The sequence below is a fragment of the Mycobacterium sp. genome, assembly GCF_032162105.1.
GTDB lineage: Bacteria > Actinomycetota > Actinomycetes > Mycobacteriales > Mycobacteriaceae > Mycobacterium.
The window spans coordinates 1-5,300 of the sequence record NZ_JAVRPS010000376.1; the positions used below are offsets into that span (position 1 = coordinate 1).

6 protein-coding genes are annotated in these 5,300 nt (G+C 66.9%); 1 reads left to right on the forward strand and 5 read right to left on the reverse strand.

Going from position 1 to position 5,300, the window contains the following annotated elements:
• Positions 1–1,198 (forward strand): dicarboxylate/amino acid:cation symporter (locus tag QOC69_RS19015; RefSeq protein ID WP_526442383.1); only part of this gene is annotated, 1,198 nt, incomplete at its 5' end.
• Here QOC69_RS19015 and QOC69_RS19020 read toward each other — a convergent pair.
• The 5 genes from QOC69_RS19020 to QOC69_RS19040 form a co-directional block, all read right to left on the reverse strand.
• On the reverse strand, positions 1,195–2,415 hold the full coding sequence (locus tag QOC69_RS19020) for an NAD(P)/FAD-dependent oxidoreductase (protein WP_526442385.1): 1,221 nt from the start codon (positions 2,413–2,415) through the stop codon (positions 1,195–1,197). The genes QOC69_RS19015 and QOC69_RS19020 overlap by 4 nt on opposite strands.
• Positions 2,416–2,485: 70 nt before the next feature.
• Positions 2,486–2,818: a TfoX/Sxy family protein gene (locus QOC69_RS19025; RefSeq protein ID WP_526442387.1), complete on the reverse strand. Its 333-nt coding sequence runs from the start codon at positions 2,816–2,818 to the stop codon at positions 2,486–2,488.
• 1 nt (position 2,819) lies between these two features.
• The gene (locus QOC69_RS19030) at positions 2,820–3,209 is read right to left on the reverse strand and encodes a nitroreductase family deazaflavin-dependent oxidoreductase (RefSeq protein WP_526442389.1); all 390 of its coding nucleotides are present in this window, start codon (positions 3,207–3,209) and stop codon (positions 2,820–2,822) included.
• Entirely contained in the window at positions 3,206–4,249 is a 1,044-nt protein-coding gene (locus QOC69_RS19035; protein WP_526442391.1) for an LLM class flavin-dependent oxidoreductase, read from the reverse strand. Before QOC69_RS19035 ends, QOC69_RS19030 begins: the two co-directional genes overlap by 4 nt.
• A gap of 92 nt (positions 4,250–4,341) precedes the next feature.
• Positions 4,342–5,300 (reverse strand): S16 family serine protease (locus tag QOC69_RS19040; RefSeq protein WP_526442393.1); only part of this gene is annotated, 959 nt, incomplete at its 5' end.

Sequence of the window (5,300 nt, forward strand, 5' to 3'; positions counted from 1 at the left end):
GATCAAGATGCTGATCGCCCCGATCATATTCTGCACCGTGGTGGTCGGCATCGCCCACGTCGGCGACCTCAAGTCGGTGGGCCGGATCGGCGTCAAGGCGCTGATCTACTTCGAAGTGGTGACGACCTTCGCGCTGCTGTTCGGCCTGCTGATCGGCAACATCGTCAAACCGGGTGCGGGGTTCGACATCGACCCACAGACGCTGGCCACCGGGGCCGATGCGGTGGCCAAGAAGACCGGGGACGGCGAGCTGCCGCACACCGTCGAGTTCCTGCTCAACATCATTCCGACCTCGGTGATGTCCGCCTTCGCCGAGAACATGTTGCTGCAGGTGTTGTTCTTCGCCGTGCTGTTCGGGTTGGCGCTGGCGAAGTTCGGCGAGCACGGTCCGCCGGTGATCTTCGAGTTCATCGAGCACCTCAGCGACATCTTCTTCACCATCATCGGCTGGATCATGCGGCTGGCGCCGCTGGCCGCGTTCGGCGCGATGGCCTACATCATCGGCCAGTACGGGATTTCGTCGTTGGGCAGTTACGCCAAGCTGATCGGGGCCTGCTACCTCGGGGCGGCATTGTTCATCCTGGTCCTTGCGGCGATCGCGCGGTTCTTCGCCGGGGTCAACCTGTGGCGGTTCGTGGTCTACATCAAGGACGAGCTGTTCCTTGCTCTTGGCACCGCATCCACCGAGGTGGTGCTGCCGCGGATCATGGTCAAGCTGATGAACGCCGGATGTTCGCGCACCACAACGGGTTTGGTGGTGCCGACCGGTTACTCGTTCAACCTGGACGGCGCCACGCTCTACCTGTCGATCTGCGTGCTGTTCCTGGCGCAGGCGCTCGGCGTGGATCTCAGCCTGGGGGAGCAGATCACGGCGGTCCTGGTGCTGATGTTGACCTCGAAGGGCATGGCCGGGGTGCCCGGCTCGTCGTTCCTGGCGCTGTCGGCGACGGTCGCCGCCATCGGACACGGCGCCATCCCGGTGGCCGCCGTCGCGTTGCTGCTTGGCGCGGACCGGATCATGGATTCCATGCGGGTGTCGGTGAACCTGCTCGGTAACTGCGTGGCGACCATGGTGGTGGCCCGGTGGGAAGGCCAGCTCGATTCCGATCGCATGAGCAAGGTGTTGCGCGGCGAGGACGTCGCACCGCTCGAGGATGCCGACGCGGAGCCGCAGAAGGAGGTCGTCGCGGCGGGCTAGTGCAGCGGCTCGGCCAATTGGTCCGCGGCGACCGGCTTCCGCGAACGGATCAGCTCCTTGATGTCGTCGAGTCCCTCCCAGACGTTCACGTTCATCCCGGCGAGCACGCGGCTCTCGCCGTCCAGCCAGAACACGGTGAACTCACGCTTGTCTCGATCTCTTGGGTCGCCGCGGAACACGACCCGGTCGTAGTCGGGAGCGTGACCGACGTACTCCATGCCGAGGTCGTACTGGTCGGTGAAGAAGTAGGGCAGCTCGTCGTAGCTACCCGGCGTGCCCAGCATGCCCGCCACGGCGACGTCCGGCTGCTTGAGCGCGTTGGCCCAGTGCTCGGTACGGATCCGGGTGCCGAACAGCGGGTGCTCGGCCGCGGCGATGTCGCCAACGGCGTAGACGTCGTCGTCACTGCTCTTCAACGACGCGTCGACCAGAACGCCGCCGCCCGCCGTCTGAAGCCCCGACCGCTCGGCCAGGTCGATGTTGGGGGTAGCACCGACCGCGACCAACACCGCGTCTGCACCGATCGTGGACCCGTCACCGAGTCGCAGCCCCGTTGCCCTGCCGCCGTCGGTGGTGATCGCCTGGACCGACGTGTTGAGCCGCAGGTCGACGCCGTGGTCGCGGTGCAACTGCGCGAATACCTCCGCCGCCTCACGCCCCAGAGCGCCCAGCAGCGGCAACTCGGCGGTCTCCACCACCGTCACCTCGACGCCGTGTCCGCGGGCGCTCGCAGCGACCTCCAGGCCGATCCAGCCTGCTCCGACGACGGCAAGTGTCGCGCCGTCGGTCAGCGTCGACAACAGGGCGGCGGCGTCGTCGACCGTGCGCAGGTAATGGACTGCCTCGGCGTCGGCCCCGGGGATTGGCAGCCTGCGTGAACTCGACCCGGTGGCCAACAGCAGCTTGTCGTAGTGCTCGTGGTCACCATCGGCGAATCCGACCGTGTGCGACCCCCGGTCGATGGTGGTGACCTCGGTGCCCAGCCGCAGGTCGACGTCGTGCTCGCGATACCAATCCGCCGTGTCGACGGTGAAGTCGTCGAGGGCTTTCTTGCCTGCGAGATACTCCTTGGACAGCGGTGGCCGCTCGTAGGGCAGGTGCTCCTCGGCCGCAAAGAGCACGATACGGCCGTCAAAGTCCTTGTTGCGCAGCGCTTCGGCGGCCTTCGCCCCGGCGAGTCCACCGCCGACGATGATGAATGTTGACGACGTTGTCATGGTGACCCAGCGTACTCGCGGGCGAGTTGTCGCAGGGTCAATGCGGCCCGCCCCGCGGCTTGCTAGCGGATCACTTGGGGGGCAGGCTCTTGGCGTAGTCGAGGCCACGGCCCACCCACGCCGAAAGCTGGCGCTTGGTCTTGACACCATCGACCGAGACGCGCAGCCAACCGCGCGTCTCGCGGCCTGCCATCACCATCGGTTCGACGTGTTCGCGTTGCAGCAGCTTCTCGGTCTCGTCCGGCGGCACCCGCACCATCAATCCGCCCTTCCCGCTGGCCGCGACGGACATGTTGCCGTTGATCAGGAAGGCCAGCCCGCCGAACATCGGCTTCTCCTCGACGCCGCGTTCGGCTGCGACGAGTTCGCGGATGCGGTCGGCCAGCTCGGTGTCATAGGCCACGTCAGTCGAGATCCACCCTGATGGTCAGCAGCTCGCTGCCCGCCAGCTTGACCACGGCGCTGTTCATGGCGGGCAGCTGGCGCAGGCGCGCCACCGTGTCGTCGTCGGGCAGCAGGTGGGCGGTGCCGCTGCGCCAGCCGCCGCCGATCCGCACCCGAACCCGCGGGTCGGCCTTGATGTTGAGTACGTAGTGCGAGTGCTCCCCGTGTTCGGAGACCATCCAGAACTGGCCGTCCACCACGCGTCCGCCGACGGCGGTGTGGCGCGGCTGACCGCTCTTGCGCCCGGTGCTCTCGAGCATCGTCACCGGCAGTTTCCTGCCGACCGGGTTCACCACGCGGCGCCGCACGGTGTGCACGATCCGTCTCTTGATGGCCTTGAAGTCCGTCATTGCGTCACCCTCCCCGGCGTCCATCCGAGTCTAGGCCCGAGCTTCTCGGCCAGGTCCGTGATGATCTGCCGGTAGTCGTCCTCGGCGAAGGTGAACGGCAACGCGAACGCCACTTCGTCCGCGCGCTGGAATCCGGCGTGGGCGTAGAGCTGGTCGGCCAGTTCGTCGGACGTACCGACGTAGTCGGGGGAGAACAGCACACCGCGGGGGCCCTGCGGGGACTTGGTGCGCTCGAACCGGCTCGCCGCGTACTCGCGGTACCGGCGAATCTGGTCGTCGGTCGCGGAGTCGGTCGGGATGACCACCAAACCCTGTGAGACACGCGCCCTTTCGGGCCGTTCGTGGTGCGCAGCGAAGGCGTTGCGGAAGGCATCGATGTTCTGACCCTGAATGGTGGCGAAGTCACGCGATTCGGTGCCGTCGATGCTGACCACCGAGTTGGTCAGGTAGTTGATGCCCTGCTCGCCGGCCCAGATCGCCGAGGACATGCCGCCGCCGTACCAGACCCGGTCGGCCAGTCCGGCGGAGTGTGGCTGGATGCGGTTGGTGAACCGCTCGATGCCGACGACGCCCTCGAAGTCGCTGACCGGCTCGCCGCGCAGACCGCGGAGCAGTCGCAGCACGCGGTCCTTGGAGAAGTCCTCCACGTCGTGGCTGTTGGGATACAGCGCTTCCCGGTAGTGGTCGTAGAGCATCGGTGTGCCCACCGACACACCGGGATTGATCCGACCGCCCGACAGGATGTCCACGGTGGCGAGGTCTTCGGCCAGCCGGAACGGATTCTCCAGACCCAGCGGGATGACGGCGGTGCCGAGTTCGATGCGCGACGTGCGCTGACTGGCCGCCGCCATGATGGCCACCGGCGAGGAGATGCCGGGCTGCAGGTGACGGCAGCGCAACCAGACACTGTCGTAGCCCAATGCCTCGGCGCGCTCGATCACCTCGAGGGTTTCCTCGATCCCTGGTCCCGGATTCTCGGCGTCGAAGCGACCGATGGTCAGGAATCCGAGCTTGCGCAACGGGTCTCCGCGTCTGGGCATGGCCCACCCTTCTATGCCGAGCAGACGCAAAGTCCCCTCAACATGTCGATTTGAGGGGACTTTACGTCTGCTCGCGCTATTTGGTTGTGACGTCAGGCGGCGACGGTTGCCGCCTCCGCGGCGGGCTCCAGTGCAAGCGCGACGATGTCCGCGACGTCGGTCATCGGCTTGACCTCCAGCGCCTCGAGCACCTCGGCAGGCACGTCGTCCAGGTCGGGTTCGTTGCGTGCCGGGATGAACACCGTCGTCAGCCCGGCCCGTTGTGCGGCCAGCAGCTTCTGCTTGACCCCGCCGATGGGCAGCACCCGGCCGTTCAGCGTGACCTCACCGGTCATGCCGACGTCCGCGCGAACCTGTCGTCCTGTCGCCATGGACACCAGCGCGGTGACCATCGTGACACCGGCCGACGGACCGTCCTTTGGCACCGCGCCCGCGGGCACGTGCACGTGGATCTGGCGGTCCAGTGCCTTCGGGTCGACGCCGAGTTGCTCGGCGTGGGCACGCACGTAGGAGAGCGCGATCTGCGCCGACTCCTTCATCACGTCGCCCAGTTGACCCGTCAACTGCAGACCCGATTCGCCCTCGTTGCCGTTGGCCTCGATGTAGAGCACGTCGCCGCCAAGCCCGGTGACGGCCAGGCCGGTCGCAACGCCCGGCACCGCCGTGCGTTCGGCCGACTCCGGCGTGAACCTCGGACGGCCAAGGTAGGCAACCAGATCCGGCTCATCGATGGTCAAGGAGTCGGTGTTCTCGGCGAGCTTCGTCGTCACCTTTCGCATCGCCTTGGCCAGCAGCCGCTCGAACTGCCGCACACCCGGCTCGCGGGTGTAGTCGGCGGCGATCTTGCGCAGGGCGTCGTCGGTCACCGTGACCTCGTCGGCCGTCAGCGCCGCCCTGTCCCGCTGCCTCGGCAGCAGGAAGTCACGGGCGATGGCGACCTTGTCGTCCTCGGTGTAGCCGTCGATGCTGACCAGTTCCATGCGGTCCAGCAGCGCCGTCGGGATGTTCTCGATGACGTTGGCAGTCGCCAGGAACACCACGTCGGACAGGT

What these genes read in the sequence shown, in the direction of transcription:
- QOC69_RS19020 (WP_526442385.1), bottom strand. Translation starts at nt 2,415, where the DNA reads ATGACAACGTCGTCAACATTCATCATCGTCGGCGGTGGACTCGCCGGG.
- QOC69_RS19035 (WP_526442391.1), bottom strand. Translation starts at nt 4,249, where the DNA reads ATGCCCAGACGCGGAGACCCGTTGCGCAAGCTCGGATTCCTGACCATC.
- QOC69_RS19030 (WP_526442389.1), bottom strand. Translation starts at nt 3,209, where the DNA reads ATGACGGACTTCAAGGCCATCAAGAGACGGATCGTGCACACCGTGCGG.